Here is a 26,225-nt window from a genome sequence, read left to right as displayed (position 1 = left end):
GACTTACCTCCCTGTCCTTTCGCGGCTAATGCGGGCCAGCCATTCGGAAACCAACAGCGAAACCAGTGCCAGCACTATCGAGATAATACATAACCGCGCCGCCGCGCCTTCACCGCCGGGCGTCTGAATCAGGGTGTACATTGCAGAGGGAATAGTGCGGGTTTCGCCCGGAATATTGGAAACAAAGGTGATCGTCGCTCCAAATTCACCCAGTGAACGGGCAAAGGCCAGCACCGTGCCGACAATAATCCCCGGCAAAGTAAGCGGTAACGTAATGGTGAGAAAAACGCGCCAGCGCCCGGCACCTAACGTGCGGGCTGCCTGCTCCAGTTTGGTATCTACGCCCTCCAGCGCCAGACGGATAGCGCGCACCATCAGCGGGAACGACATCACCGCTGCGGCCAGCACCGCGCCGCGCCAGCTAAAGGCAAAGGTGATACCAAACCAGTCATACAACCACTGACCAATGAAACCGCGCCGCCCCATCGCCACCAGCAATAAATACCCCACCACCACCGGCGGCAGCACCAGCGGCAGGTGCAGCACACTGTCGAGCAGCGCTTTGCCCGGAAACGTGCAGCGCACCAGCAGCCAGGCAAAAAAGATCCCAAACGGCAAACTGAAAACCACTGCCAGGGATGAGACTTTCAGGCTCAGCAATACCGCCTGCCATTCGGGATCCGTCAATATCATTAGTGCGTAGTAAATCCGTAACGTTTAAAGATTTCAGAAGCCTGCGGGCCTTTCAGATAGTCATAAAACGCCGTTACCGTCGCGTTTTTATGGCCGTCGATAATAGCCAGCGGGTACTCAACTTTTTGGTGTGAATCTTCCGGGAAGGTCCCGACCACTTTCACCCCTTTACTGGCAACCGCGTCCGAGCCGTAGACAATGCCAAGCGGCGCTTCGCTGCGCTCCACCAGCGCCAGCGCACCGCGCACATCTTCCGCCGGAGCCAGCTTCGGCGACAGGGTTTCCCATGCGCCCAGTTTGGTCAACGCTTCTTTGGCATAAATCCCCGCCGGAACATGTTCCGGGTCGCCAACGGCCAGACGCCCGCCTTTCAGCAGACTGTTCCAGTCGGTTTTAGCATTAATAACGATATCGCCCTGCGCACTGTTTTTGGGTGCCACAACCACCAGGCTGTTACCGAGCAGTGTTGCGCGGGTTGCGGTATCGATAGCTTTTTTATCTACCGCGTAATCCATCCATTTCTGATCGGCTGAAATGAACAGATCCGCTGGCGCTCCCGCTTCAATCTGACGCGCCAGAGTAGAAGAAGAAGCAAACGAGGAGACCACCTCAACGTTTTTCTCTTTTTTATAGGCCGCCGCAATATCCTGCATTGCGTTAGTCAGTGATGCTGCTGCAAAAACGGTAATTTTACCTTCATCCGCCAGCGCATGCCCGGCAATGGAGAGCGTTAATGTCGCCGCGGCAAAAAAGCGTAACCATGTACGTGCCATCTGGAACTCCTGTGAGTGTCGTTATATACGTAGAAACATAACGATATTACCAGAGTTTCCCGGCGGTTAGGTAATACCCATCAAGAATTAGCAACCTATATAAATATATCGGCAGGAAGTAACGAGATCTTGAATATCTGACAGATAAACGCCCGCGAAAGCGGGCGTTTGCAAGAGAGGATCAGCGTTGCTGACGGCTTTGGTCGCGGCGACCGACGCCGGAAAACACGTTAAACACTTCACCCAGACCATAAATCAGCCCCAGGATAATCGCCATCACGACAGGCACCATGACGACGGCAAACACCAGGCTTTTCAACAACTCAAACATAGTCGTCTCCAGAAATTGTGAACGAGGCATTCTAGCCTGATTCAGGTGATAAACACTCGCCTTTTGTGCGATTGGCCTCGCAGCGTTATGCGCATTCACCGGCATCAGGCTAGGCGTAGTGACGGTTTTCCTTCACAATAGTTCTTTTGCCAGGACATTGCGTAATGCAGGCTGAAATTCTCCTCACACTCAAACTCCAGCAGCGCCTTTTTGCCGATCCGCGCCGTATTTCTCTGCTCAAGCAGATTGTTGAAACCGGATCCATCAGCCAGGGCGCGAAGAACGCCGCTATCAGTTATAAAAGCGCCTGGGATGCCATTAATGAGATGAACCAACTCAGCGAACAGACGCTGGTTGACCGCGCGACCGGCGGCAAAGGCGGTGGCGGCGCGGTGGTGACGCGCTACGGGCAGCGTTTGATTGAGCTTTACGATCTGCTGGCGCAAATCCAGCAAAAAGCGTTTGACGTGCTGAGTGATGATGACGCTCTGCCTTTAAACAGCCTGCTGGCGGCGATTTCGCGTTTCTCGTTGCAGACCAGCGCCCGCAATCAGTGGTTTGGCACCATTACCGCGCGCGACCACGACCACGTGCAGCAACATGTCGACGTGCTGCTGGCAGACGGTGAAACCCGCCTCAAAGTCGCTATTACCGCGCAAAGCGGCGAACGCCTGGGCCTCGACGAAGGCAAAGAGGTGCTGGTGCTGCTGAAAGCGCCGTGGGTGAGCATTACGCAGGATGCTAAACGCGCCGCGCAGGCCGATAACCAGCTTACCGGGCGCATCAGCCATATTGAGCGCGGCGAGCAGCAAAGTGAGGTGCTGATGACGCTGCCTGACGGCCAGTTGCTCTGCGCCACCGTGCCGACGCAAGAGATGGATAATTTGCAGGAACAGAGCGAAGTGACCGCATATTTTAATGCCGATCGCGTGATTATCGCCACGTTATGCTAATCGCATTGACAAGATAGCCCATTGCACGTATCCCTGAGTTTCTACGCTGCAAAAAATGGGATACATAATGTCATCATTGCAAATTTCGCAAGGCACGTTTCGTCTTAGCGACACCCGCACGCTGCACATTGAACACTTGGCGCTACGCGCTGGCGAAAGCTGGGCTTTTGTCGGCGCGAATGGCAGCGGCAAGTCAGCGCTGGCTCGCGCGCTGGCGGGTGAATTGACCTTACTGAAAGGTGAACGCCAGTGCCAGTTTACCCGCCTCACCCGCCTCTCTTTTGAGCAGTTGCAAAAGCTGGTCATCGACGAGTGGCAGCGCAATAACACCGATATGCTCAGCCCCGATGAAGAGGATACCGGGCGTACCACCGCCGAGATTATTCAGGATGAAGTGCAAGACGCGCAGCGCTGCGCACAACTGGCGGCGCAGTTTGGCATCTCGCATCTGCTGGAGAGACGCTTTAAATACCTCTCGACCGGTGAAACCCGGAAAACGCTGCTCTGCCAGGCCCTGATGGCCGAACCGGAGTTACTGATCCTTGACGAGCCTTTCGACGGGCTTGACGTCCATTCACGCCAGCAACTGGCAGAACTGCTCGCGCGCCTCAATGCTGACGGCTTTACGCTGGTGCTGGTGCTGAACCGCTTTGATGAGATCCCGGACTTCGTACAACACGCCGGGGTTCTGGTGGATTGCTCGCTCACAGAGACCGGAGAAAAAGCAGCCCTGCTGCAACAAGCGTTGATCGCCCAGTTAGCCCACAGCGAAAAATTATCCGGTATCACGTTGCCGGAACCGGATGCGCCCCCGGCGCGCGAAACATTGAACGCAGACGCGCCGCTTATCGTGCTGAACGATGGCGTCGTCTCTTATAACGACCGGCCAATCATCGATCACCTTTCATGGACGGTAAAGCCCGGCGAGCACTGGCAGATCGTCGGCCCGAACGGCGCGGGCAAATCGACACTATTAAGCCTGATAACCGGCGATCATCCGCAGGGCTACAGCAACGATTTGACCCTGTTTGGCCGTCGTCGCGGCAGCGGTGAAACCATCTGGGATATCAAAAAGCATATTGGCTATGTCAGCAGCAGCCTGCATCTGGATTACCGCGTCAGCACCAACGTACGCAATGTGATCCTCTCTGGCTATTTCGACTCGATTGGTATTTACCAGGCCGTTTCGGATAAGCAGCACAAACTGGCACAGCGCTGGCTGGATATTTTAGGTTTCGATGCGCGCACCGCCGACGCACCGTTTAATAGCCTCTCCTGGGGTCAGCAGCGGCTGGCGCTGATTGTGCGTGCGCTGGTCAAGCACCCAACGCTGCTCATTCTTGATGAACCGTTACAGGGTCTTGATCCTTTAAACCGCCAGCTTATTCGCCGCTTTGTTGATGTATTAATTAGCGAAGGTGAAACCCAGTTGTTATTTGTTTCGCACCACGCCGGAGACGCGCCCGCTTGTATTACCCACCGGCTTGAATTTGTACCAGAGGGCGACGGATATCGTTATCAACTTACACCACAATAATTAGGGGGATGGTTCCATTTCGCCGGATATGATGTAATAGCCCCGCTTTAAATAAGCAACATAATAACGATCTCTGACTGGTCAGTTGGCAACATAAAATTGTCAGCAGCCAGTTTTTGTTATGGCAAGAAAAAAGCCCGTCGATGGACGCCGGGTAAAAAATTACGGGACTATGATGAATCAATTCCTCCGCATGACCCGCGCCATTTCTCTGGCTGCGGCGCTGTTACTGGGTTTCTGCAGTGCCGCTGTCGCCGATGAGAATGCGCAAACACCCGCCTCCGGTCAGGAAGCACAATTAAAGCAAGCCGTTGAAAATATGCAGCGTGCCAGTATTCACGGCCCGCATAAAATTGATCTCGGTAATCAGGCGATTCTGAACCTGCCTGAAGGTTTCGCTTATATTCCGTCGCAGCAGGCAGCGGTATTTATGCGTGCGCTTGGCAACCATGTTGATAACAACTCTTTTTATGGGCTGGTATTTAGCAATGATATTTCGGGCTTTGTTTCCATTGAATATGCCAATGCCGGTTATATCAAAGATGACGATGCCAAAGACTGGGACGCCGACGAACTGCTGAGTAATTTGCAGGAGGGCACCAAAGCCGGCAATAAAGAGCGTAGTGAAAAAGGCATCCCGCCAATTGAAGTGTTGGGTTGGGTAGAAAAACCCACCTACGAGGCGGCCACGCATCGCCTGATTTGGTCTGCGGCAATCCGCGACATTGGCAGCAATGTGCCGGAAAAAGAACAAGGGGTTAACTACAACACCTATCTGCTGGGTCGTGAAGGTTATCTGTCGTTAAACCTGGTAACCGATCGCGGCACCGTTGAGCAGGAAAAACCGCTCGCCAAAACGTTACTTAACGCCGTGACCTTTAACGACGGCAAAAAATACAGCGACTTTAATGCTTCTACCGACAAGATTGCCGAATATGGCCTGGCGGCGCTGATTGGCGGCCTGGCGGCGAAAAAACTGGGCCTGCTGGCGCTTATCGGCGTGACGCTGCTGAAGTTCTGGAAACTTGGCCTGATCGCCGTGGCAGCATTCGGCATGGGTGTGAAAAAAATGCTGTTTCGCAAAAAAGCCGAGTAAGCCATGAGCATGCTCTTGCTGCTGCTTAAAGGGGCCAGCCTCGGGAAGTTTTTCCTTTCCGGGGCCACCATGCTGCTGTCGATCGCTACCTATGCGCTCGCCTTCGGCTGGCCTTATGCGACAGGGTTTGTGGTGCTGCTGTTTTGCCATGAGCTGGGACACTATCTGGCGGCGCGTCAACGTGGTTTAGCGACGGGATTACCAATGTTTATCCCCTTCGTGGGTGCCTGGATCACGTTGAAAGATGAACTGCCAGATGCGGAAACCGAAGCCTGGGTCGGCATTGCCGGCCCGCTGCTCGGCTCGCTTGCTGCCCTCGGTTGCTACTATCTGGCGGAGTATTTCCACAGTTCGCTATTGATGGCGGTGGCCTATTCAGGTTTTGTGCTTAATCTGTTTAACCTGATCCCCGTGCCGCCGCTGGATGGCGGGCGCATTACCGTCGCCATCTCGCGCAAGATCTGGTATCTGGGCATTCCCGTACTGCTGGGTTTCTTTTATCTTCACCCGAGCCCGCTGTTACTGCTGGTGTGCTTTCTCGCGGCATCACAAATCTGGGCACGGCGCCATGATCAACCGAATCTCGACACGCTGACCCCTGGCAAACGTCTGGAATATACGCTTTTGTACTTCGGGCTGATTGCCTGGCTCTCCCTGATGACTTATAACCTCCACGAGGCGTTATCCGGCTTTCGCTGACGCCGCCTGCGTTGCTGCACCGCAGTGACACCATTTTTAAGACTTTTTACTTGCGTCGGACGAACCCCGCTATTGCGGGGTTTTTCTGGCGTTTACCCCACAAACCGGCTGGCAGAAAATTGAGTGTAAACGATTCCACTAATTTATCCCATGTCACAGTTTTCACCTCTCTGTTATGCTAAGGTTTGTTCATATCAAATGCTTTATGGAGGGAAATATGCGAGTTCTGGTTACAGGTGGTAGCGGTTACATTGGAAGTCATACCTGCGTCCAACTGCTGCAAAACGGCCACGACGTTATCATTCTCGACAATCTCTGTAACAGTAAGCGCAGCGTGCTCAATGAGATTGAGCGCTTTGGCGGAAAAGCCGCGCTGTTCGTTGAAGGCGACATTCGCGATGAAGCGCTGCTCGCAGAGATCCTGCACGATCACGCCATTGAAGCGGTGATTCATTTCGCCGGGCTGAAAGCCGTTGGTGAATCCGTGGCGAAGCCGCTGGAGTATTACGACAACAACGTCAACGGCACGCTGCGCCTGATTAACGCGATGCGCGCCGCAAATGTTAAAAACTTCATTTTCAGCTCCTCCGCCACCGTTTACGGCGACCAGCCGAAAATCCCTTACGTGGAAAGCTTCCCGACCGGCACGCCGCAAAGTCCCTATGGTAAAAGCAAGCTGATGGTGGAACAGATCCTCACCGACCTGCAAAAAGCGCAGCCGGAGTGGAGCATTGCGCTGCTGCGCTACTTCAACCCGGTTGGCGCCCATCCGTCAGGCGATATGGGCGAAGATCCGCAGGGCATCCCGAACAACCTGATGCCGTATATCGCCCAGGTTGCGGTTGGCCGCCGCGATTCGCTGGCAATTTTCGGTAGTGATTACCCGACGCCAGACGGCACCGGCGTGCGGGATTACATCCACGTGATGGATCTGGCGGACGGGCATGTTGCGGCCATGCAACAACTGGCCGGGAAGCCGGGCGTGCATATTTATAACCTTGGCGCGGGCGTCGGCAGCAGCGTGCTGGATGTGGTGAACGCCTTCAGTAAAGCCTGCGGCAAACCGGTGGCCTGGCACTATGCGCCGCGCCGCGAGGGCGATCTCCCGGCTTACTGGGCCGATGCCAGCAAAGCGGATAAAGAGCTGAACTGGCGCGTAACCCGTACGCTTGACGAAATGGCAGAAGATACCTGGCGCTGGCAGTCACGCCACCCGCAGGGCTATCCCGATTAAAGGAATGGTAATGACGCAATTTAATCCGGTCGATCACCCGCATCGCCGTTATAACCCGCTGACCGGCCAGTGGATCCTGGTTTCTCCGCACCGCGCAAAACGCCCCTGGCAAGGGGCGCAAGAGACGCCTGCGAAACAAACCCTGCCGGCGCACGATCCGGACTGTTTCCTCTGCCCGGGCAATACCCGCGTAACCGGGGATAAAAATCCGGATTACATCAGCACTTATGTGTTCACCAACGACTTCGCCGCGTTGATGACCGATACGCCAGATGCGCCGGTAAGCGACGATCCACTGATGCGCAGCCAGAGTGCGCGCGGCACCAGCCGGGTGATTTGTTTCTCGCCGGATCACAGCAAAACGCTGCCGGAACTGAGCGTGGATGCGCTGGAAGCGGTGGTGAAAACCTGGCAACAGCAAACCGCTGAGCTGGGCCAGCAGTACCCGTGGGTACAGGTGTTTGAAAATAAAGGTGCGGCGATGGGTTGTTCCAACCCGCATCCGCACGGGCAAGTCTGGGCCAACAGCTTCCTGCCCAATGAAGTGGATCGTGAAGATCGCCTGCAACGCGACTATTTCGCCCGGTATCACTCCCCGATGTTGCTGGACTACGTAAAGCGCGAGCTGAACGATGGCAGCCGTACCGTGGTGGAAACGGAGCACTGGCTGGCAGTCGTTCCTTACTGGGCGGCGTGGCCGTTTGAAACCTTGCTGCTGCCGAAAGCGCAGGTGCAGCGCATCACTGATTTAAGCGATGAGCAGCGCCGCGATTTAGCGCTGGCATTGAAAAAACTGACCAGCCGTTATGACAACCTGTTCCAGTGCTCGTTCCCCTACTCGATGGGCTGGCACGGCGCGCCATTTAACGGCGAAGAGAATGACCACTGGCAACTGCACGCGCATTTCTACCCGCCGCTGCTGCGCTCCGCCACGGTGCGTAAATTTATGGTCGGCTATGAAATGCTGGCCGAAACCCAGCGTGACCTGACGGCGGAGCAAGCCGCCGAACGTCTGCGCGCGGTCAGTGATATCCATTTTCGCGAATCCGGAGAATAACAATGAGTCTGAAAGAGAACACACAATCCCTGTTTGCTGAAAAATTCGGCTACCCTGCCACCCACACAATTCAGGCACCGGGTCGTGTGAACCTGATTGGCGAACACACCGACTATAACGACGGTTTTGTTCTGCCGTGCGCCATTGATTACCAGACGGTGATCAGCTGCGCACCGCGTACGGACCGCATCGTTCGGGTAATTGCCGCCGATTATGACAACCAGAGCGATGAGTTCTCGCTGGATGCGCCAATTGTGACCCACGACAGCCAGCAGTGGTCGAACTACGTGCGCGGCGTGGTAAAACACCTGCAAAAACGCGATGCCAGTTTTGGCGGCGCGGATCTGGTTATCAGCGGCAATGTGCCACAGGGTGCGGGCCTGAGTTCTTCCGCCTCGCTGGAAGTGGCGGTTGGTACGGTGTTCCAGCAGCTTTATCATCTGCCGCTGGATGGCGCGCAAATTGCCCTCAATGGTCAGGAAGCGGAAAACCAGTTTGTCGGCTGTAACTGCGGCATCATGGATCAGCTTATCTCGGCGCTGGGCAAAAAAGGCAGCGCGCTGCTGATCGATTGCCGTTCGCTTGGCACCAAAGCGGTGTCGATGCCGGAAGGCGTGGCGATCGTCATCATTAACAGTAACTTTAAACGCACCCTGGTTGGCAGCGAGTACAACACGCGCCGCGAGCAGTGCGAAACCGGCGCGCGCTTCTTCCAGCAAAAAGCGCTGCGCGATGTCAGCATCGATCAGTTCAATGCGGTGGCGCATGAGCTGGATCCGCTGGTCGCCAAACGCGTGCGCCACGTGCTGACCGAAAACACCCGTACCGTGGAAGCCGCGGCTGCGCTGGAGAAAGGCGATCTTCAACGCATGGGCGTGCTGATGGCAGAATCCCACGCGTCGATGCGTGATGATTTTGAAATTACCGTCCCGCAGATCGATACGCTGGTTGAGATTGTCAAAGCGACCATTGGTGACCAGGGCGGCGTGCGCATGACCGGCGGCGGTTTCGGCGGTTGCATCGTCGCGCTGATGCCAGAAAACCTCGTACCGGCAGTCAAAAAGGCTGTTGAGAGCCAGTACGAAGCCAAAACCGGTATCAAAGAAACCTTCTATGTTTGCAAACCTTCACAGGGAGCAGGACAGTGCTAAACGAAGCTTCTGCAGCAGCCCCGGACGGGCTGCCCTTTCGCCTGATCACCCTGCGCAATAGCGCCGGGATGGTGGTGACATTGATGGACTGGGGCGCGACGCTGTTATCTGCGCGCGTACCGTTAAAAGATGGTTCCGTGCGTGAAGCGCTGCTGGGCTGCGCCACACCGGAACACTACCTGCAACAGACAGCGTATCTCGGCGCGTCGGTCGGCCGTTACGCCAACCGTATTGCCAAAAGCCGGTTCACGCTGGATGGCCACACCTATACGTTGACGCCCAGCCAGGGTGAAAACCAGCTGCATGGCGGCCCGGAAGGGTTCGATAAACGGCGCTGGTTGATAGAGCGGCAAAATGATAACGAAGTGGTCTTTGTCCTGAATTCAGCGGATGGCGACCAGGGATTCCCGGGTAACGTTCATACCCGGGCGCATTTCCGCCTCGGCGACGATAACCGGCTCGCCATTGAATACCGGGCAACGACTGACAAACCGTGCCCGATCAACCTGACTAACCACGCTTATTTTAACCTTGATGGTGAGCAGTCGGATGTTCGCAACCACACGTTGCAACTGCTCGCGGATGCTTATCTGCCGGTCGATGAGATGGGCATTCCGACAGACGGGTTAAAAGACGTTGAGCGGACCAGTTTTGATTTCCGTACCCCGAAAACCGTGGCGCAGGATTTTCTGGCTGAGGACGATCAGCGCGTGGTGAAAGGTTACGACCATGCGTTTTTGTTACAGGCAAAAGGCGACGTCAGCCAGCCCGCCGCGCAGTTGTGGTCGGCGGACAAACAGCTGCAAATGACGGTGTATACCAGCGCGCCTGCGCTCCAGTTCTATTCCGGTAATTATCTGGAAGGAACGCCTGCGCGCGGCGGCAAAACCTATGACGCGTGGCAGGGCTTGGCGCTGGAGAGCGAGTTTTTGCCCGACAGCCCGAACCGTCCGGATTTCCCGCAGCCGGACTGCTTCTTACTGCCTGGCGACGTTTATGTCAGCCTGACGGAATACCACTTTATTGCGCAGTAATCCCCCGCCCTCCTGCCGGAGGGCTTTTTTTACCCGTTTTGCTGAAATATGCGCCACTTATCGACAAAACCATAACCCCTGATTCACAAGCACCTTACACTCGGCGGCTATTTTCGCTATGGTTATGGGTAACCGTTGCCGGGAGCACCTCCACGGCAATATAATGAGAATTGTTATCATTCAATCAGGCTCACAGGAGTAAGTGTATGGCTGTTACTAAGCTGGTTCTGGTTCGTCATGGCGAAAGCCAGTGGAACAACGAAAACCGCTTCACCGGTTGGTACGATGTTGATCTGTCCGAAAAAGGCGTTGGCGAAGCAAAAGCGGCAGGCAAACTGCTGAAAGAGGAAGGCTACACCTTCGATTTTGCTTATACCTCTGTGCTGAAACGTGCCATCCATACGCTGTGGAACGTGCTGGACGAGCTGGATCAGGCGTGGTTACCGGTAGAGAAAAGCTGGAAACTCAACGAGCGTCATTACGGTGCGTTGCAGGGTCTGAACAAAGCTGAAACCGCTGAAAAATATGGTGACGAGCAAGTTAAACAGTGGCGTCGTGGCTTTGCTGTTACACCGCCGGCGCTGACCAAAGATGACGAACGTTACCCGGGTCACGATCCGCGCTACGCAAAACTGACCGATGCGGAGCTGCCGCAGACCGAAAGCCTGGCGCTGACCATCGATCGCGTGATCCCTTACTGGAACGACACCATTCTGCCGCGCCTGAAAAGCGGTGAGCGCGTGATCATCGCCGCTCACGGTAACTCCCTGCGCGCGCTGGTGAAATACCTCGATAACATGAGCGAAGAAGAGATCCTCGAACTGAACATCCCGACTGGCGTACCGCTGGTTTACGAGTTCGACGAAAACTTCAAACCGTTGAAACACTACTACCTGGGTAACGCAGACGAGATCGCTGCAAAAGCTGCTGCGGTAGCAAACCAGGGTAAAGCGAAGTAAGTTTTCGCCGATAAAAAAAGCGTGGAAAATTCCACGCTTTTTTATTTGTGCAACCGTTAACTGCGGCGCGCTTTCACTGCCGCCGCGAGCTGGCGTAAAATAGTTTCGGTATCGTCCCAGCCGATGCAGGCGTCGGTAACACTTTTACCGTACACCAGCGGTTCACCGCTCTCCAGGCTCTGGTTGCCTTCCACCAGATGGCTTTCAATCATCACACCGATAATGGCTTTTTCACCGCCAGCGATCTGCTGGCACACATCCGCGCCCACTTCCATTTGCTTCTTGAACTGCTTGCTGGAGTTAGCATGACTGAAGTCAATCATCACCTGCGGCTCCAGGCCAGCTTTCTGCAGACCCACTTTTACTTCCGCGACATGTTTCGCGCTGTAGTTTGGCTCTTTACCGCCGCGCAGAATGATGTGGCAATCACCGTTACCGGCGGTGTTTACAATGGCGGAGTGACCCCATTTAGTGACGGACAAGAAGCAGTGCGGCGCACCTGCGGCGTTAATCGCGTCAATGGCGACTTTAATGGTGCCATCGGTGCCGTTTTTGAACCCCACCGGGCATGAGAGGCCGGAAGCCAGCTCGCGATGCACCTGCGATTCCGTTGTACGCGCGCCAATCGCTCCCCAGCTCATCAGATCGGCCATGTATTGCGGGGTGATCATATCGAGGAACTCCCCCGCCGCCGGTAAACCGCTGTCATTAATTTCCAGCAGCAGCTTACGCGCAATACGCAAACCGTCGTTAATCTGGAAACTGTTATCCATGTGCGGATCGTTAATCAGCCCTTTCCAGCCCACTGTGGTACGCGGTTTTTCGAAGTAAACGCGCATAACGATTTCTAAATCGTCTTTTAACGCTTCACGCAAAGCCAGCAGGCGCGAAGCATACTCTTTCGCCGCCGCAGGATCGTGAATGGAGCACGGACCGATAACCACCAGCAGACGATCATCATTTCCACGCAGGATTTTATGAATCGCTTTGCGGGCATGCGAAACCGTATTGGCGGCAGTTTCAGTGGCGGGGAATTTTTCAAGGAGTGCTACAGGAGGTAATAACTCATTGATCTCTTTAATACGTAAATCGTCATTCTGATAATTCATGTTCGTTCCAGTCTGGCCATACTTTTTTTGATGAATGCAATCTTTCCAATCTATCTCGTCGGCGGCGAAGTGTAAACGCGATTTTACACTTCGGCCGGATAATTCCTGGAATGCGGCCAAATCGCGTTAAAAAGTAGCGAGCGGTGATATCAGCGCTACACTTTTTAACTGTTAACACTTCTATTTTTCATTTTATCGCTATTCTATGCTGCCATACCGCGCATGAATGGTATCTTTAACCACTGAGCGTGATAATTCGTTCGCGCTGCTTTTACCAGCCTCAACGGCGGTAAAAACGACCGGAACAGGAGCATCATGATGAAAATGAATAAATTAGCGACACTTTTACTGACGACGACGCTGACTTTCGCAGGTGGCGCAGCCTACGCGGCCGACGCAGCCTCTTCTACCGACAGTAACGGTGATGCCAATGCCGCAGCGGCTGCAGGCCAACCGGCACCGGACGCCAAACAGAATGTTGCGCCAAACAATGTGGATAACAGCCAGATCAACAGCGGTAGCATGAATACCAACTCGACCTCTCAACACAGCGCTAAGCAGCATATGAGCAAAGATCAGGTGCATAAAAACACCATGTGTAAAGATGGCCGCTGCCCGGATGTGAACAAAAAGGTTGAAACCGAAAGCGGTAACAACCATAGCGTCGATAAGAAAACCGACGGCACAACTCAGTAAAATCCGGTGCATTAATCATCAGGGAGAGCTTCGGCTCTCCTTACTTTTTTCTCTCCAGTCTCCCCCGCAAACTGAAAAATCTGTAATGATGTAAGGCGTTAAAATAATTACAAGGAACGACCCGCCCATGGCGCATTCACACTCGCACACTCCCGCTGATGCCAACGCCCGCCGCCTGCTGCTGGCGTTTATCGTTACTGCCGTTTTTATGGTTATCGAAGTGGTCGGCGGCCTGGTTTCCGGATCGCTGGCGCTGCTGGCCGATGCCGGCCATATGCTGACGGACGCCGCCGCGCTGCTTTTTGCGTTATTAGCGGTTTACTTTGCGCGCCAGCCACCCAGCGCTAACCGTACGTTTGGCTGGCTGCGTTTGACTACGCTTGCAGCATTCATCAATGCGCTGGCGCTGGTGCTGATTACCGTGTGGATTGTCTGGGAAGCGATTCAGCGTTTCACCCATCCGCAGCCCGTTGCAGGCTTAACCATGATGGTGATTGCGATTGCCGGGCTTGTGGCCAACGTGCTGGCATTCTGGTTACTGCACCGGGGAAGCGAGGAGAAGAACCTGAATGTCCGTGCTGCCGCACTGCATGTGCTGGGGGACTTACTCGGTTCTGTCGGTGCCATCGCTGCGGCACTGGTGATTTTGTTCACCGGCTGGACGCCGATTGACCCGATACTTTCAGTGCTGGTTTCCGCGCTGGTGTTACGCAGCGCCTGGCGGCTAATGAAAGAGAGCGTTAACGAGTTGCTGGAAGGTGCGCCGGGCTCGATGGATATTGGCGCGCTACAGCGACATCTGCGACGTGCTATTCCGGAGGTGCGTGATGTTCACCACGTGCATGTCTGGCTGGTGGGTGAAAAACCGCTTATGACGCTGCATGTGCAGGTGATCCCACCACGCGACCATGACAAGCTGCTGGGTGAGATCCACCACTTTCTGGCACATCATTATGAGATTGAACATGCGACGGTGCAGATGGAGTACCAGCCCTGTAGCGGGCCAGACTGCCATCTGGGCGAGACGCAGCCTGAGCACCACCATTCACACTCGCATTAATGCGAAAGCGCGTGAGAACCCCGCTCACGCGCGCTGTTAATCCACATTCTGCTGCCGTTAAGAGCGATAAAGGTCAGGATCAAATACTCCAGCGACATCGCCCAGACGCCCTGCAGTGCGAAAATCACCACGCTTATCACGTTAATCACCACCCACAGCAGCCAGTTCTCAACGTATTTGCGCGTCATCAGGATCATCGCCACGATGGAGAACACCATCATGCAGGAGTCCCAGAACGGGAACGCATCGGGCTGCAATTGCGGCATGACCACGTTCAGCCCTAAGGTTTGCATGACGGCCACGGCAATTTTCGTCAGGAATGCAAAGACCGGATCGATAAAGAAGGTCATCAAACCAATCGCCACCACGCATACCGCCAGCCAGCTCATCGCTTTGGATAACGGTAGCCAGCGGATTTGCAATTCAGCTTCATTCTGCGAGGTTTGCCGTGACCAGGCATACCAACCATAAATGTTAGCGGCAAAGAAAAACAGCTGCAGCAGTAAGCTGGCATACAGCTGGATCTGGAAGAAAATAATCGCAAACAGCGTCACGTTGATCAGACCAAACGCGTAATTACTGAGCTTCTCAAGGCTGGCGAGCCAGATACACAATAAACCGGCCAGTGTGCCTGTGGCTTCAATCCATGAAAGATCGTACCCACCGGTGCCAATCGGGATATGCACCAGGATGTTCTGCGTACTAAAAAAATCCATTCTTTCCCCACAGCGTATTGCTACGCATTGATTATTCACTAAGAACGTAGTGTAGCCGCAAAATCGAGCATACGGTTAAGCGGCAACAGCGCGCCTTCACGCAGCGCGGCATCAACGTGGATTTCATGCTCCGCGCCACCATTTTCCAGGCTTTCAGCGATAGCTTTCAGACCGTTCATCGCCATCCATGGGCAATGCGCGCAACTGCGGCACGTCGCCCCCTCACCCGCGGTTGGCGCTTCCAGTAACTCTTTTTCCGGCACGGCCTGCTGCATTTTGTAAAAGATACCGCGATCGGTCGCGACGATAAGTTGCTTATTCGGCAGTGTTTTTGCCGCAGCGATAAGCTGGCTGGTTGAACCGACTGCATCTGCCAGATTCACGACTGACTGCGGCGATTCAGGATGCACGAGGATGGCAGCATCAGGATAGAGCGCTTTCATGCGCGTCAGCGCCTGCGTTTTAAATTCGTCATGCACGATGCACGCACCCTGCCAGCACAGCACATCCGCACCAGTCTGTTTTTGTACATAGTTGCCGAGATGACGATCCGGAGCCCAGATAATTTTCTCGCCAAGGCTGTCGAGATGCTCAATTAACTCTACCGCAATACTTGAGGTTACAACCCAGTCGGCACGCGCTTTCACGGCAGCAGAGGTGTTGGCGTAAACCACCACGGTGCGATCCGGGTGCGCATCGCAAAAGGCGCTGAAATCTTCAACCGGACAGCCGAGATCAAGCGAGCATTCCGCATGCAATGTCGGCATCAGGATGGTTTTTTCAGGGCTGAGGATTTTGGCGGTTTCCCCCATAAAACGTACGCCTGCCACCAGCAGCGTTGAGGCGGAATGTCTGGCACCGAAACGCGCCATCTCCAGTGAATCAGAGATACAACCGCCGGTCTCCTCCGCCAGTTGCTGAATTTCCGGGTCGGTATAGTAGTGTGCAACCATCACCGCATCTCGCTCTTTGAGCAAGCGCTTGATTTTCTCGCGGTAAAACTGCTTCTCATGCAGGTTTAGCGGTGCGGGTTTAGGCGGGAACGGATAGATTGCGGTTTCAGGATCAAACATTACGCTCATCATGCTTACTCGTTTTGCTTGCTTAACTTAATTACCAGAACAACGCAAATGCGTGACGTCATTAGCGCAGCGGTGTTTTATATACTAAACAAGATAGCTGATTGGACAAAAAATGTCGTGGGGAATTTTTGTGGAATAGCAGAAAGCAAAAAAGCGCTGCCGGCGCCATATTTATAGTGGTGGGTGACCGCTTTGCTCGCCCTTCGGGTCGTCGCCGCAAGCGGCGACCTTGTCTCACTACGTTCGACCCGAACCTGCTGCAGGTCCGAATTTTTAACTTGGGCAGATAGCAAAAAAGCGCCTTTAGGGCGCTTTTTTACATTGGTGGGTCGTGCAGGATTCGAACCTGCGACCAATTGATTAAAAGTCAACTGCTCTACCAACTGAGCTAACGACCCCTTTCGGGATTGTTCTTCGAAGTTAACCGGCGCCAATATGATGTTAAATTGGTGGGTCGTGCAGGATTCGAACCTGCGACCAATTGATTAAAAGTCAACTGCTCTACCAACTGAGCTAACGACCCATACGGGTAGCGGCTTCGAAGATAATTTTATCTGTGACCACATTACGTGGCTGATCGTGCAGAATGGCTCGCTTTTAGCCGGACGCTGCTGACGCAACGTTATCCTTCACGTTTAACACCATTGGATGGATGTTAAATTGGTGGGTCGTGCAGGATTCGAACCTGCGACCAATTGATTAAAAGTCAACTGCTCTACCAACTGAGCTAACGACCCGAGTGGTGGGTGATGACGGGATCGAACCGCCGACCCCCTCCTTGTAAGGGAGGTGCTCTCCCAGCTGAGCTAATCACCCGATACTGCGCTGGATACTGCTTTACGTGGTGGGTCGTGCAGGATTCGAACCTGCGACCAATTGATTAAAAGTCAACTGCTCTACCAACTGAGCTAACGACCCACTTTGCGTTGCTTCTGGTCTGTGTGATATCCCTTGGCAACGGCGGCATATATTACTGATTTAAGAATTCAGCGCAACAACAATTTCGATGAATATCACTTAACTGCTTATGATTCATGCGACAAGACCAGAAAAAGCTCGATTTCTGGTCATGTGCTATGCATTACATCGAACCAAGACGTTTTTGCGCTTGTTTAGCACCTTCGGTACCAGGGTATTTACTGACCACCTGCTGGTAGACCGCTTTCGCTTTTGCTGTATCCCCTTTGTCTTGCATAATCACGCCGACCTTGTACATAGCGTCTGGCGCTTTAGGCGACTTCGGGAAATTTTTCACCACTGAAGCGAAGTAATAAGCAGCATCGTCTTTTTTACCCTTGTTGTAATTCAACTGCCCGAGCCAGTAGTTGGCATTCGGTATGTAGGTTGAATCAGGGTATTTTTTGACGAAATTCTGGAATGCAGCGATAGCTTCATCCTGGTGGGATTTATCCTGCACCAGCGCCACCGCAGCATTGTAATCGGTATTGGCATCACCACTTTGTACGGGCGCGCCAGTATTCGCCGCCCCCGTGTTGGCACCAGAATCCGCTGCCGGAGCCTGCGTTGCCGCCCCGCTCTGATCGCCGGATGTCTGCTGCGTCTGCCCCGCCGCACCGCCACTGCTAAGATTGCCTATCTGCTGCAAAATTTGCTGTTGGCGTTCAACCACCTGGTTCAGTTGATATTGATTTTCCTGGATTTGCCCACGAAGCGTATCAATATCGGCCTGATTATCGGAGAGTTGTTGCTGGAGTTGAGTTAAAAGCTGGCTGTGAGCATTGGAAATACGCTCGAGTTGAGTGACGCGGTCTTCGACCGAGCCTGAGCCGACACTACTGATTGGCGCCTGAGCATTAGCGGCCCAGGGGGCCGCTATGCCAACCAGTAACGACAGACTCAACAGATGATGTCTGAAGTTACTGCTCATGCAATTCTCTTAGTAAACCAGTACGGCGCGACGGTTTTTAGCGTAAGCCGCTTCGTCGTGACCCAGTACTGCAGGTTTTTCTTTACCGTAAGAAACGATGGAGATCTGGTCAGCGGAAACGCCTTTACCCTGCAGGTACATTTTAACGGCGTTAGCACGACGTTCGCCCAGGGAGATGTTGTATTCCGGAGTACCACGTTCGTCAGCGTGACCTTCAACGGTAACTTTGTAGGACGGGTTGCTACGCAGGAAGTTAGCGTGAGCATCCAGCATCGCTGCGAAGTCAGAACGGATGTCATACTTGTCCAGATCGAAGTAAACAATGTTGTTCTGCTGCAGCTGTTGCATTTGCAGACGCGCTTGTTCTTCGGAGGACATGTTGCCGCTACCGTTCATGCCAGTGCCAGCACCCATCATGCCTTCGCCGCTCTGGTCGCTTGCATTCTTGTGAGAAGAACATGCAGCGATCGCCATTACAGGCAGAGCCAGCATCAGGCCTTTCAGCACTTTGTTCAGTTGCATTTCTTTGATTCCTTTATAATCAATTATTTATTATTACAGATACGGAGACCAGGCAGGGAATTTAACCTGTCCATCAGTCGCCGGAATACGCGCTTTGAAACGCCCATCTGTAGAAACCAGATTCAGCACGGATCCCATCCCCTGAGAAGAGCTGTAGATTACCATTGTGCCGTTAGGTGCCAGACTTGGCGTTTCATCCAGGAACGTTGACGTCAGAACCTGTACGCCACCCGCTTCCAGATCTTGTTTAGCGATGTGCTGCTGACCACCGTCAGAGCTAACCATCACCATAAATTTGCCGTCGCTGCTGATATCCGCGTCCTGGTTCTGAGAACCCTGCCATGAGATACGCTGCGCTGCGCCGCCATTAAGACCTACTTTATAAACCTGCGGACGCCCAGCCTGGTCAGAAGTGAATGCCAGGGTTTGGCTATCCGGGAACCAGGTCGGCTCCGTATTGTTGCTGCGACCATCGGTCACCTGGCGGATCTGGCCAGAACCAATGTCCATTACGTAAATGTTCAGGCTACCGGTTTTCGACAGTGCGAATGCCAGTTTAGAACCGTCCGGCGAGAACGCCGGTGCGCCGTTGTGACGCGGGAACGAAGCAACCTGACGAACACTGCCGTTAGCCAGTGTCTGGATAACCAGTGCAGAACGACCGCTTTCAAACGTCACGTATGCCAGTTTTGAGCCATCTGGTGACCATGCCGGAGACATCAGCGGCTGCGGAGATTTATGCACCAGGAACTGGTTGTAACCGTCATAGTCGGAAACGCGCAGTTCATACGGGAACTGGCTGTTAGCGGTCTGCACAACATAAGCAATACGGGTACGGAACGCACCTTTAATGCCGGTCAGTTTCTGGAATACTTCGTCACTGGCAGCGTGAGCGGCGTAACGCAGCCACTGTTTGTTCACTTTAAAGGAGTTTTGCGCCAGTACCGTTCCCGGTGCGCCACCGGTATCCACCAGCTGATAAGCGACATTGTAGCTGCCGTCAGGATTCGGGGTCACCTGGCCGACAACCACCGCGTCAATACCCAGTGCTGACCACGCGGCTGGCTGCACTTCCTGAGCGCTGCCAGGCTGCTGCGGCAGACGTGAACGATCGAGTGGATTGAATTTGCCGCTGTTGCGCAGATCCGCAGCAACGATACCACCAGCATCCTCAGGCGCAGCGCCAGGTCCAGCCCACTGGAAAGGCACAACGCCGATCGGGCGTGCCGAGTCCACCCCCTGGGTGATCTCGATACGTACTTCTGCGTGCAGCACAGCTGCCCACAGCATTAGAAAACCAAATGCAACACGTAATGCCTGCTTCATCATATCTCCCTTATCCGGGCGGAAAACCCGCGATAATTTAGCAGAATTTTAACAAACTCAATAGACAAAACTACCTGCGTCAGGACACCCTCAGCACGATCTCCCCCGCAGATTGAGAGGGAAAGTGTACCTTAAGGTTTAAAGTCCAGTGGCGCATTTTTGAACACTTCATATACAGCCTGACTTGGCGGTTTCGGCATTTTTGCCTGTCGCGCTGCAGCAAGCGCAGCCTGGCAAAGGGCCGGATCGCCACCTTCCGACTGAATATCTAACAGCATACCGTCTGGCGCCAGTTTGACACGTAACGTACAGGTTTTCCCCGCATAAGAGGAGGCGTCATAGAAGCGGCTTTCGATAGCCGATTTAATCTGCCCTGCATAGTTATTGATGTCTGCACCGGACGCGCCGTTGTTCTTAGTGTTACCAGAACCGGCGGGAGCTGCATTATTCCCTTTCGCTCCACCACCCGTTTTCGGTGCATTCTTACCGGAGCTTAAATCACCAAACAGATCGTCAACGCCTGCGGCATCTGCTTTCTCGGCGGCGGCTTTCTTGGCGGCTGCGGCCTTCTCTGCAGCCGCTTTTTTATCGGCAGCAGCTTTTGCTGCTGCAGCTTTTTTCTCGGCGGCAGCTTTTTCAGCGGCGGCTTTTTCGGCTGCTGCCTTTTCAGCAGCCGCTTTCTCCGCTGCGGCGGCTTTCTCCGCTGCCGCTTTTTCGGCGGCAGCTTGTTTAGCCGCTTCAGCCTGCGCTTTTTTCGCGGCTTCGGCCTCGGCTTTTTTCTTCGCATCAGCAGCTGCTTTCGCCGCTTCCGCTTCGGCTTTTTTCTGTGCGTCTGCGGCAGCTTTCGCGGCTTCGGCTTCCGCTTTTTTCTTCGCGTCGGCAGCCGCTTTCTTCGCAGCTTCTTCTGCTGCTTTTGCCTGCGCGTCCGCTTTTGCTTTTGCGTCAGCTGCGGCTTTCGCGGCCGCCTCTTCAGCTTGTTTCTGCTGCTGTTGAGCCTGTTTCGCCGCCTCTTCCGCTTTTTTCTGCTGCTCAGCCTGTTCGCGCGCCGCTTCCTGCGCTTGTAAACGCTCCTGCTCCAGCTGTTTTAAATGCTCCTGCTCGGCAGCCTGCTTTTCTCGCAGCTCTTCCGCTTGCTGTTGCGCCTGTTTTTCACGCTGCTCTTTGGCGCGCTGCGCACTGGCTTGCTGCTGCTGCTGGCGGTTGTAATTTTCCACCACAGCGCCCGGATCGACCATCACCGCATCAATCGCAGAGCCACCGCCACCGCCTGAAGAAGCATCAATATGCTCATCAAACGAGCTCCAGATCAGCAGCGCCACAAGAATTACGTGTAGCACAGCCGAAATGATTATTGCTCGCTTAAGCTTGTCGTTTTGTACGGTTGCCTTTGACACTCTCGGTTCCCAAAAACTGTCCGCCTGTTAAGCCGGTGATCAGATAGGCTGCGTCATCAAGCCGACTGATTTCACACCCGCGCTATGTAACAGGTTCAGCGCTTTAATGATTTCATCGTACGGCACATCTTTCGCCCCGCCGATTAAGAACACGGTTTTCGGATTGGATTGCAGGCGACGCTGCGCCTCCGCAATCACCTGCTCCGGCGGCAGTTGATCCATACGATCTTTTTCCACCACCACGCTGTACTGTCCGATACCGGAAACCTCAATAATGACCGGAGGATCGTCATTGGTACTGACGGTTTGCGACTGTGTCGCATCCGGCAGATCAACCTCTACGCTTTGCGTAATGATCGGTGCCGTCGCCATAAAGATCAGCAGCAGCACCAGCAACACGTCCAGCAACGGTACGATGTTGATTTCAGACTTGAGGTCACGACGGCCCCGTCCACGCGATCTGGCCATGGCTTACTCCTTGCTGCTGTCGCTGCTGGCAAATGCCTGGCGATGCAGAATAGCCGTGAACTCTTCCATAAAGTTGTCGTAATTCAGTTCCAGTTTGTTCACACGCTGGTTCAGTCGGTTATAAGCCATAACCGCAGGAATGGCTGCAAACAGACCGATAGCTGTTGCGATCAACGCTTCGGCGATACCAGGCGCAACCATTTGCAGCGTCGCCTGCTTCACCGCGCCCAGCGCGATAAAGGCATGCATGATCCCCCATACCGTACCGAACAGACCGATATACGGGCTGATAGAACCTACGGTACCAAGGAATGGAATATGGTTTTCCAGCGTTTCCAGTTCGCGGTTCATCGAAATACGCATCGCCCTTGATGCCCCTTCAACAATCGCTTCTGGCGCGTGGCTATTTGCGCGGTGCAGACGGGCAAACTCTTTGAAACCACTATAAAAAATTTGTTCCGAACCGCTTAAATTATCACGGCGTCCCTGGCTTTCCTGATACAGACGAGACAGTTCGATGCCGGACCAAAACTTGTCTTCGAAGGCTTCCGCTTCGCGCCCTGCAGCGTTGAGGATGCGCGTTCTCTGGATAATAATGGCCCAGGATGCGATAGAAAAACCAATCAAAATCAACATGATAAGTTTGACCAGAAGGCTAGCCTTCAGGAACAAATCAAGGATGTTCATGTCAGTCACTGCTTAAACTCCGCGACAATAGACTTGGGAAGCGCACGAGGCTTCATTAAGAGTGGATCAACACAGACAATCAGCGCTTCAGCTTCGTTCAGCACTTTATTCTCTGCATTGACAATCCGCTGCGAGAAAACCATCGAGGTTCCGCGCATTGATGTAATTTCCGTTTGGACTTCGAGCATGTCGTCGAGTCTGGCGGGTGCAAAATACTCCAACGTCATTTTGCGTACCACTAACGCAATGCGTTCAGCCAGCAGAGCCTGTTGACTCAAGTGATGGTGACGCAGCATCTCAGTGCGGGCTCTTTCATAAAAAGCAACGTAGTTGGCATGGTAAACCATGCCACCGACATCGGTATCTTCGTAATAGACCCGAACCGGCCATCGAAACAGCGTTGTATTCACTTTACATCCCGGTAATGCAAAAAAAGTTAGAGCTTTTAAACTTCGCTACTATACGCGCGGGCAAGATGCTTTGGAATGGGTTGAGGTAAACGGAGAGTAAAAATTTATGGGCTTTTGCAAGCCCATGAGGATAGCGGATATTTCTTATTCAAAAGAAGAAGAAAACAAGCCCGGCAAGCATTACGACAAAAGCGACTGGCGGGCAGAAAAAACCCTGCCAGTGAAGCGCGCGCGGGCGAAAGCCAACACCGTGAACAACACCGGCGCATACCGCCCACATTAATAACAGCCCGTGCCAAATCTCCAGCTCGCTGGTTTTGGCCGCGAAACGGGAGGGATCCCAGAAGATACAGCCCGCCAGCAGTAATGCCATTATTAAGGAAAGGGCCCTTAACGGGCCCTTGTCCATTACCGCATAGAGTTTTGCGATAATTTTTTCCATCAGTGTTCTTCTTTCCCGGCTTTGGTCGCTTCAACATGTTCCAGCGCCAGCGCGGTAATCACTCCGAAAGCACAGGCAAGAAGCGTTCCTAAAATCCATGCGAAATACCACATATTCTGCTCCTTACTTAATACATAGAGTGGGTATTGCTTTCAATGTGCTCTTTGGTAATGCGACCGAACATTTTCCAGTAACACCAGATGGTGTAAAGCAGGACAATCGGTACAAAAACCAGCGCCACATAAGTCATCAGGTTCAGCGTCAGCTGCGTCGATGTCGCGTCCCACATGGTCAGGCTTGCTTTCAGCATGGTGCTTGACGGCATGATGAACGGGAACATCGCGATACCCGCAGTCAGGATGATGCATGCCAGCGTCAGTGAAGAGAACACGAACGCCCAGGCGGCTTTATCCAGACGCGCCGTCAGCACGGTCAGCAGTGGCAACACCACACCCAGCGCCGGCACCAGCCACAACACAGGCATGTTGTTGAAGTTAGTCAGCCAGGCTCCCGCCTGTACCGCCACTTCTTTGGTCAACGGGTTAGACGCGGCATGATGATCTATCGCGGAAGTCACCACGTAACCGTCGATACCGTAAACCACCCACACGCCCGCCAGTGCGAAGCAAACCAGCGTAACCAGCGCGGCAATTTGCACCGTGGCACGAGCACGCAGATGCAGTTCGCCAACGGTACGCATTTGCAGGTATGTCGCGCCCTGGGTCAGGATCATCGCCACGCTCACCACGCCGGCCAACAGACCAAACGGATTCAGCAACTGGAAGAAGTTACCGGTGTAGAACAGGCGCATATCGTTATCAAGATGGAACGGCACACCCTGCAGCAGGTTGCCGAATGCCACACCGATCACCAATGGCGGAACAAAGCTGCCGATGAAGATGCCCCAGTCCCACATGCCACGCCAGCGCATATCTTCAATCTTCGAGCGGTAATCAAAACCAACCGGACGGAAGAACAGTGAAGCGAGCACAAGGATCATCGCCACATAAAAACCGGAGAACGCGGCAGCGTAAACCATCGGCCAGGCCGCAAACAGCGCGCCACCAGCGGTGATCAGCCAAACCTGGTTACCGTCCCAGTGCGGCGCGATGGAGTTGATCATCACGCGGCGTTCGGTGTCGCTACGACCCAGCACACGGGTCAACATCCCCACGCCCATGTCGAAGCCGTCGGTGACCGCAAAACCAATCAGCAGAATGCCAACCAGCAGCCACCAGATAAAACGTAATATTTCATAATCAATCATTTGACGACTCCTGTCTTAGCGTGCCGGCTGAGAAGCCACGGTGGACTGCTCGTAGTGATAGCGACCTGTTTTCAGACTGCTCGGCCCAAGGCGAGCAAATTTGAACATCAGGAACACTTCCGCCACCATAAACAGCGTATAAAGGCCGCAAATCAGAATCATGGAGAACAGCAGATCGCCAACGGTCAGCGATGAGTTCGCAACCGCGGTCGGCAACACTTCACCAATCGCCCACGGCTGACGGCCATACTCGGCAACAAACCAGCCCGCTTCAATAGCAATCCACGGCAGCGGGATGCCATACAGCGCAGCGCGCAGCAGCCATTTTTTCTCACCGATGCGGTTACGAATCACGGTCCAGAAAGAGGCAGCGATAATCAGCAGCATCAGCACGCCAGCGGCCACCATTATACGGAACGCGAAGTACAGCGGCGCAACGCGCGGGATGGAGTCTTTGGTCGCTTGCTTGATCTGCGCTTCGGTCGCGTCTGCCACATTCGGCGTATAGCGTTTCAGCAGCAGGCCATAACCAAGATCTTTCTTGATGTTATTGAACTGGTCACGAAGGGCCTGATCGGTAGAACCTGCGCGCAGTTGCTCCAGCAACTGATACGCTTTCATACCGTTACGGATGCGCTCTTCGTGCTGCACCATCAGATCTTTAAGACCAATAACCGGCGTATCAACAGAACGGGTGGCGATGATGCCCAGCGCATATGGGATCTGGATAGCAAATTTGTTCTCTTGCTTATCCTGGTCCGGCACGCCAAACAGGGTAAACGCCGCCGGTGCAGGCTGGGTTTCCCATTCGGCTTCAATCGCAGCCAGTTTGGTTTTTTGCACGTCACCCATTTCGTAACCGGATTCGTCACCCAGCACGATAACAGACAGCACTGCGGCCATACCGAAGCTGGCAGCAATAGCGAAGGAGCGTTTAGCAAAAGCGATGTCGCGACCGCGCAGCAGATAGTAGGAGCTGATACCGAGGATAAAGATGGCACCGCAGGTATAACCAGACGCAACAGTGTGAACGAATTTCACCTGCGCTACCGGGTTAAGTACCAGTTCAGCGAAGCTCACCATCTCCATACGCATGGTTTCAAAGTTGAAATCAGAAGCAACCGGGTTTTGCATCCAGCCGTTTGCCACCAGAATCCACAGTGCGGACAAGTTGGAGCCAAGAGCCACCAGCCAGGTCACTGCCATGTGCTGTACTTTGCCCAGACGATCCCAACCGAAGAAAAACAGACCTACAAACGTAGACTCGAGGAAGAAGGCCATCAGACCTTCAATGGCCAGCGGCGCACCGAAGATATCCCCAACATAATGGGAATAGTAAGACCAGTTAGTCCCGAACTGGAACTCCATCGTCAGACCGGTAGCCACGCCCAGTGCGAAGTTGATACCAAACAACTTGCCCCAGAACTTGGTCATATCTTTATAAATCTGTTTGCCGGAGAGGACGTAGACCGTTTCCATAATTGCCAGCAGGAACGCCATACCGAGCGTCAGTGGCACAAACAGAAAGTGGTACATCGCGGTCAAGGCAAACTGTAAGCGCGACAGTTCGACTATATCTAACATTATGACTCCTTGCTCATCGCATGAAGACTCCGAGAGTAAACCCCGTTAGCGAAGGTT

Annotated in this window: 28 protein-coding genes and 5 tRNA genes; 11 read left to right on the top strand and 22 right to left on the bottom strand. The window is 53.9% G+C overall.

The window, feature by feature from the left end:
- Nucleotides 1-3: 3 nt before the first annotated feature.
- The 3 genes from modB to H650_RS24930 all read right to left on the bottom strand — a co-directional run bounded on the left by modB (nt 4) and on the right by H650_RS24930 (nt 1,797).
- Nucleotides 4-693: a molybdate ABC transporter permease subunit gene (modB, locus tag H650_RS21295; protein ID WP_020457082.1), complete on the bottom strand. Its 690-nt coding sequence runs from the start codon at nt 691-693 to the stop codon at nt 4-6.
- Nucleotides 693-1,466 (bottom strand): molybdate ABC transporter substrate-binding protein, encoded by a 774-nt coding sequence (modA, locus tag H650_RS21290; protein ID WP_020457081.1) that lies wholly within the window; start codon nt 1,464-1,466, stop codon nt 693-695. The genes modB and modA overlap by 1 nt, the downstream gene beginning before the upstream one ends.
- A 181-nt stretch (nt 1,467-1,647) precedes the next feature.
- A complete protein-coding gene (locus H650_RS24930; RefSeq protein WP_017455971.1) occupies nt 1,648-1,797 on the bottom strand; it encodes an AcrZ family multidrug efflux pump-associated protein in 150 nt (49 codons plus the stop codon).
- A gap of 164 nt (nt 1,798-1,961) precedes the next feature.
- Here H650_RS24930 and modE point away from each other — a divergent pair, with 164 nt between their 5' ends.
- The 9 genes from modE to gpmA all read left to right on the top strand — a co-directional run bounded on the left by modE (nt 1,962) and on the right by gpmA (nt 11,517).
- Nucleotides 1,962-2,750: a molybdenum-dependent transcriptional regulator gene (modE, locus tag H650_RS21280; RefSeq protein WP_020457080.1), complete on the top strand. Its 789-nt coding sequence runs from the start codon at nt 1,962-1,964 to the stop codon at nt 2,748-2,750.
- Nucleotides 2,751-2,817: 67 nt separating this feature from the next.
- Complete coding sequence (modF, locus tag H650_RS21275; protein ID WP_020457079.1) at nt 2,818-4,287, top strand: molybdate ABC transporter ATP-binding protein ModF; 1,470 nt, start codon at nt 2,818-2,820, stop codon at nt 4,285-4,287.
- A 175-nt stretch (nt 4,288-4,462) separates the two neighbouring features.
- Nucleotides 4,463-5,383 (top strand): DUF2167 domain-containing protein, encoded by a 921-nt coding sequence (locus H650_RS21270; RefSeq protein ID WP_020457078.1) that lies wholly within the window; start codon nt 4,463-4,465, stop codon nt 5,381-5,383.
- A 3-nt stretch (nt 5,384-5,386) separates the two neighbouring features.
- The gene (locus H650_RS21265) at nt 5,387-6,082 is read left to right on the top strand and encodes a site-2 protease family protein (protein WP_233500364.1); all 696 of its coding nucleotides are present in this window, start codon (nt 5,387-5,389) and stop codon (nt 6,080-6,082) included.
- A 217-nt stretch (nt 6,083-6,299) separates the two neighbouring features.
- The gene (gene galE / locus H650_RS21260; protein ID WP_020457076.1) at nt 6,300-7,316 is read left to right on the top strand and encodes a UDP-glucose 4-epimerase GalE; all 1,017 of its coding nucleotides are present in this window, start codon (nt 6,300-6,302) and stop codon (nt 7,314-7,316) included.
- Between the two features lie 10 nt (nt 7,317-7,326).
- A complete protein-coding gene (galT, locus tag H650_RS21255; protein ID WP_020457075.1) occupies nt 7,327-8,373 on the top strand; it encodes a galactose-1-phosphate uridylyltransferase in 1,047 nt (348 codons plus the stop codon).
- A gap of 2 nt (nt 8,374-8,375) precedes the next feature.
- Nucleotides 8,376-9,524, top strand: coding sequence for a galactokinase (galK, locus tag H650_RS21250; RefSeq protein ID WP_020457074.1), 1,149 nt, complete (start codon nt 8,376-8,378; stop codon nt 9,522-9,524).
- Complete coding sequence (gene galM / locus H650_RS21245; RefSeq protein WP_020457073.1) at nt 9,518-10,558, top strand: galactose-1-epimerase; 1,041 nt, start codon at nt 9,518-9,520, stop codon at nt 10,556-10,558. The genes galK and galM overlap by 7 nt, the downstream gene beginning before the upstream one ends.
- A 206-nt stretch (nt 10,559-10,764) precedes the next feature.
- Entirely contained in the window at nt 10,765-11,517 is a 753-nt protein-coding gene (gene gpmA, locus H650_RS21240; protein ID WP_020457072.1) for a 2,3-diphosphoglycerate-dependent phosphoglycerate mutase, read from the top strand.
- A gap of 56 nt (nt 11,518-11,573) precedes the next feature.
- Here the strand turns inward: gpmA and aroG are convergent, their stop codons facing one another.
- Nucleotides 11,574-12,626: a 3-deoxy-7-phosphoheptulonate synthase AroG gene (gene aroG, locus H650_RS21235; protein ID WP_020457071.1), complete on the bottom strand. Its 1,053-nt coding sequence runs from the start codon at nt 12,624-12,626 to the stop codon at nt 11,574-11,576.
- Nucleotides 12,627-12,944: 318 nt separating this feature from the next.
- Here aroG and H650_RS21230 point away from each other — a divergent pair, with 318 nt between their 5' ends.
- Both H650_RS21230 and zitB read left to right on the top strand, forming a co-directional pair.
- Nucleotides 12,945-13,322 (top strand): protein YbgS, encoded by a 378-nt coding sequence (locus H650_RS21230; protein WP_020457070.1) that lies wholly within the window; start codon nt 12,945-12,947, stop codon nt 13,320-13,322.
- Between the two features lie 127 nt (nt 13,323-13,449).
- Nucleotides 13,450-14,382, top strand: a complete 933-nt coding sequence (gene zitB, locus H650_RS21225) for a CDF family zinc transporter ZitB (RefSeq protein ID WP_020457069.1) — start codon at nt 13,450-13,452, stop codon at nt 14,380-14,382.
- Here zitB and pnuC read toward each other — a convergent pair.
- The 18 genes from pnuC to cydA form a co-directional block, all read right to left on the bottom strand.
- Complete coding sequence (pnuC, locus tag H650_RS21220; protein WP_020457068.1) at nt 14,379-15,098, bottom strand: nicotinamide riboside transporter PnuC; 720 nt, start codon at nt 15,096-15,098, stop codon at nt 14,379-14,381. The two genes, zitB and pnuC, sit on opposite strands and share 4 nt — an antisense overlap.
- A gap of 38 nt (nt 15,099-15,136) precedes the next feature.
- On the bottom strand, nt 15,137-16,180 hold the full coding sequence (nadA, locus tag H650_RS21215; protein ID WP_044489814.1) for a quinolinate synthase NadA: 1,044 nt from the start codon (nt 16,178-16,180) through the stop codon (nt 15,137-15,139).
- Between the two features lie 322 nt (nt 16,181-16,502).
- A tRNA-Lys gene (locus H650_RS21210) sits at nt 16,503-16,578 on the bottom strand.
- A gap of 49 nt (nt 16,579-16,627) precedes the next feature.
- Nucleotides 16,628-16,703 (bottom strand) — tRNA-Lys (locus H650_RS21205).
- 138 nt (nt 16,704-16,841) lie between these two features.
- Nucleotides 16,842-16,917: transfer RNA gene (locus tag H650_RS21200), tRNA-Lys, on the bottom strand.
- A gap of 3 nt (nt 16,918-16,920) precedes the next feature.
- Nucleotides 16,921-16,996 (bottom strand) — tRNA-Val (locus tag H650_RS21195).
- Between the two features lie 26 nt (nt 16,997-17,022).
- Nucleotides 17,023-17,098, bottom strand: a tRNA-Lys gene (locus tag H650_RS21190).
- A gap of 163 nt (nt 17,099-17,261) precedes the next feature.
- Nucleotides 17,262-18,068, bottom strand: coding sequence for a cell division protein CpoB (gene cpoB, locus H650_RS21185; protein WP_020457066.1), 807 nt, complete (start codon nt 18,066-18,068; stop codon nt 17,262-17,264).
- 9 nt (nt 18,069-18,077) lie between these two features.
- Nucleotides 18,078-18,590, bottom strand: a complete 513-nt coding sequence (pal, locus tag H650_RS21180; protein WP_017455955.1) for a peptidoglycan-associated lipoprotein Pal — start codon at nt 18,588-18,590, stop codon at nt 18,078-18,080.
- A gap of 33 nt (nt 18,591-18,623) precedes the next feature.
- Complete coding sequence (gene tolB / locus H650_RS21175) at nt 18,624-19,916, bottom strand: Tol-Pal system beta propeller repeat protein TolB (RefSeq protein ID WP_020457065.1); 1,293 nt, start codon at nt 19,914-19,916, stop codon at nt 18,624-18,626.
- A gap of 131 nt (nt 19,917-20,047) precedes the next feature.
- Nucleotides 20,048-21,310: a cell envelope integrity protein TolA gene (gene tolA, locus H650_RS21170; RefSeq protein WP_044489596.1), complete on the bottom strand. Its 1,263-nt coding sequence runs from the start codon at nt 21,308-21,310 to the stop codon at nt 20,048-20,050.
- Nucleotides 21,311-21,349: 39 nt separating this feature from the next.
- Nucleotides 21,350-21,778, bottom strand: a complete 429-nt coding sequence (gene tolR, locus H650_RS21165) for a colicin uptake protein TolR (protein WP_020457063.1) — start codon at nt 21,776-21,778, stop codon at nt 21,350-21,352.
- Nucleotides 21,779-21,781: 3 nt separating this feature from the next.
- On the bottom strand, nt 21,782-22,474 hold the full coding sequence (gene tolQ / locus H650_RS21160) for a Tol-Pal system protein TolQ (RefSeq protein WP_044489595.1): 693 nt from the start codon (nt 22,472-22,474) through the stop codon (nt 21,782-21,784).
- Nucleotides 22,471-22,875, bottom strand: a complete 405-nt coding sequence (gene ybgC, locus H650_RS21155; RefSeq protein ID WP_020457061.1) for a tol-pal system-associated acyl-CoA thioesterase — start codon at nt 22,873-22,875, stop codon at nt 22,471-22,473. The genes tolQ and ybgC overlap by 4 nt, the downstream gene beginning before the upstream one ends.
- Before the next feature lie 148 nt (nt 22,876-23,023).
- Complete coding sequence (ybgE, locus tag H650_RS21150) at nt 23,024-23,317, bottom strand: cyd operon protein YbgE (protein WP_020457060.1); 294 nt, start codon at nt 23,315-23,317, stop codon at nt 23,024-23,026.
- Complete coding sequence (cydX, locus tag H650_RS24925) at nt 23,317-23,430, bottom strand: cytochrome bd-I oxidase subunit CydX (protein ID WP_004100325.1); 114 nt, start codon at nt 23,428-23,430, stop codon at nt 23,317-23,319. The genes ybgE and cydX overlap by 1 nt, the downstream gene beginning before the upstream one ends.
- A gap of 14 nt (nt 23,431-23,444) precedes the next feature.
- Nucleotides 23,445-24,584 (bottom strand): cytochrome d ubiquinol oxidase subunit II, encoded by a 1,140-nt coding sequence (gene cydB / locus H650_RS21145; RefSeq protein WP_020457059.1) that lies wholly within the window; start codon nt 24,582-24,584, stop codon nt 23,445-23,447.
- Nucleotides 24,585-24,599: 15 nt separating this feature from the next.
- Nucleotides 24,600-26,168: a cytochrome ubiquinol oxidase subunit I gene (cydA, locus tag H650_RS21140; RefSeq protein ID WP_020457058.1), complete on the bottom strand. Its 1,569-nt coding sequence runs from the start codon at nt 26,166-26,168 to the stop codon at nt 24,600-24,602.
- Between the last annotated feature and the right edge of the window lie 57 nt (nt 26,169-26,225).

The organism is Enterobacter sp. R4-368 (assembly GCF_000410515.1).
GTDB lineage: Bacteria > Pseudomonadota > Gammaproteobacteria > Enterobacterales > Enterobacteriaceae > Kosakonia.
Note: the sequence above shows the minus strand (reverse complement) of the source record. Positions and strands in the feature narration are given on the sequence as shown.